Origin of the sequence: Escherichia sp. KCJ4928 (genome assembly GCF_004352695.1) — a bacterium.
Taxonomy (GTDB): Bacteria; Pseudomonadota; Gammaproteobacteria; order Enterobacterales; family Enterobacteriaceae; genus ECMA0423.
The window spans coordinates 1-2,274 of sequence record NZ_SJWV01000340.1 but is presented as its reverse complement, the minus strand read 5'-3'; the positions used below and the strand labels follow the sequence as shown (position 1 = coordinate 2,274).

At 43.8% G+C, this 2,274-nt stretch carries 2 protein-coding genes; one reads left to right on the top strand and one right to left on the bottom strand.

Translation table 11 applies throughout. The annotated features are described in order from the left end of the window. Positions 1-1,212 (top strand): DUF945 family protein (locus E0D98_RS23480; RefSeq protein WP_131891151.1); only part of this gene is annotated, 1,212 nt, incomplete at its 5' end. Between the two features lie 40 nt (positions 1,213-1,252). Here the strand turns inward: E0D98_RS23480 and E0D98_RS23475 are convergent. Continuing rightward, positions 1,253-2,185 carry an acyltransferase gene (locus tag E0D98_RS23475; protein ID WP_021565484.1) on the bottom strand — a complete coding sequence of 311 codons (933 nt, stop codon included), beginning with the start codon at positions 2,183-2,185 and terminating at the stop codon, positions 1,253-1,255. Between the last annotated feature and the right edge of the window lie 89 nt (positions 2,186-2,274).

Here is a 2,274-nt window from a genome sequence, read left to right as displayed (position 1 = left end):
TTCGATAACGGTGCACCCGATCTCAATATCAAGCCAGGCCAGAAAGTTGTATTTGATGTGGATGTTGAGCACGGTCCGTTGCCCATCACAATGTTAATGCATGGTAATGTCATCCCAGCACTGGCAGCGGCAAAAGTGAACTTAGTGAATAATGAACTGACACAACCGCTATTTATCGCCGCGAAAAATAAATCGCCCGTGGAAGCGACATTGCGATTCGCGTTTGGTGGCTCATTCTCTACGACATTAGATGTTGCCCCTGCAGAGTATGGAAAGTTTTCTTTTGGTGAGGGCCAGTTTACTTTTAATGGTGATGGTAGTTCATTGTCTAACCTGGATGTTGAAGGCAAAGTCGAAGATATTGTTCTGCAATTATCACCAATGAACAAAGTAACGGCAAAAAGTTTTACCATTGATTCTCTGGCGCGATTAGAAGAAAAGAAATTTCCGGTTGGTGAAGGCGAGTCGAAATTTAATCAGATTAACATTATCAATCACGGGGAAGACGTTGCCCAAATCGATGCTTTCGTTGCAAAAACCAGGCTGGATCGCGTTAAAGACAAAGATTATATCAATGTCAATCTGACCTACGAACTTGATAAGTTAACAAAAGGGAATCAGCAACTCGGTAGTGGTGAGTGGTCATTGATTGCTGAATCTATTGATCCCTCAGCGGTGCGCCAATTTATCATCCAGTATAACATTGCAATGCAGAAGCAGCTTGCTGCACACCCTGAGTTAGCAAACGATGAAGTTGCTCTGCAAGAAGTGAATGCTGCATTGTTCAAAGAGTATTTACCGTTATTACAAAAAAGTGAGCCGACCATTAAACAACCGGTAAAATGGAAGAACGCACTCGGCGAACTAAATGCCAATCTGGATATCAGTATTGCCGACCCAGCCAAATCTTCATCATCCACAAACAAAGATATTAAATCGCTCAATTTTGATGTGAAGTTACCGCTTAATGTCGCCACAGAAACCGCAAAACAGCTTAATTTATCTGAAGGAATGGATGCGGAAAAAGCGCAAAAGCGGGCTGATAAACAAATCAGCGGGATGATGACCTTAGGTCAGATGTTTCAGTTAATCACGATTGACAACAATACCGCCTCGCTGCAACTGCGTTATACACCGGGTAAAGTTGTTTTTAACGGACAGGAGATGAGCGAAGAAGAATTTATGTCTCGTGCCGGACGTTTTGTTCATTAAAATACTCACTCGCCTCTGCTCATTCAGAGGCGAGCAAAATTTACTTGTCCTGCCGCTGTGATGACATCAACGACGTCAGAAGTCGGTCTTTTTCCTGCCACAGTGAGTTCAGCCATTGCTGAAAATGGCGCTTAAAGCTTTTGTCATTGATGTAGTCGCCATGTAACTCATCGGCAATAGGCTGTAAATCCACATGAACGACAATTCGCGACAGTTTACCGCTTAACATATCGAAGAACGGCTGACGGTTATTGTCCGGATAACACAGCGTAACATTAAGCAGTTTATCGAATTGTTTACCCAGTACATTTAGCGCCATCGCAATGCCTGCCGCCTTTGGTGGCAACAAGTTTTGAAAAGTGGAGTGGGTTTGCTGATGTTTTTCTTGCGTGAAACGGGAGCCTTCAACGAAATTGACAATGGTGGTGGGATGCAGGCGAAACTTTTCACAAGAACGCCGAGTGGTTTCAACATCTTTACCACGTCGCTCCGGATGACGTAATAAATAAGCGCGGGAATAACGCTTCATAAACGGCATATCCAGCGCCCAGCACGCCAGGCCAAGAAATGGCACCCAGGCCAGCTGTTGCTTGAGGAAATATTTATTCATCGGAATGTGCTTACGAAACAGCACGCACAGTACGACAATATCTGCCCAACTACGGTGGTTACAAATAAGCAGATACCAGTTCTTCTTACTTAACCCTTCCAGCCCGTGAACTTCCCATTGCAGGTGTGGGTTCAGATGCAGTAATACCGCCAGACCTTCACACCAGCAATACATCATAAAATCACAAAAACGCGAAACCTTTCGCCAAATGACTGGCACAGGTAGCAATAGTTTTACAATCCCGGCAATGATGATCGGGACGGAACAAAAAATAGTGACCAAAATGGTCAATACGATACTCAGCAAAAGGGTTATCGCAGCGAGTATTCTCGTCATAATGAATTTATTCAAAAGGTTAGCCATAGACAGTGCGCTAAAGAAGCGCAAGGCGCAGATTTTAGCAGAAAACGACCCAAATAACGGATGATCCTTAAGGAGAAAAATAATTCATA

Excerpts from the sequence above, each read along its gene's own strand:
- E0D98_RS23475 (WP_021565484.1), bottom strand. The coding sequence starts at position 2,185 with ATGGCTAACCTTTTGAATAAATTCATTATGACGAGAATACTCGCTGCG.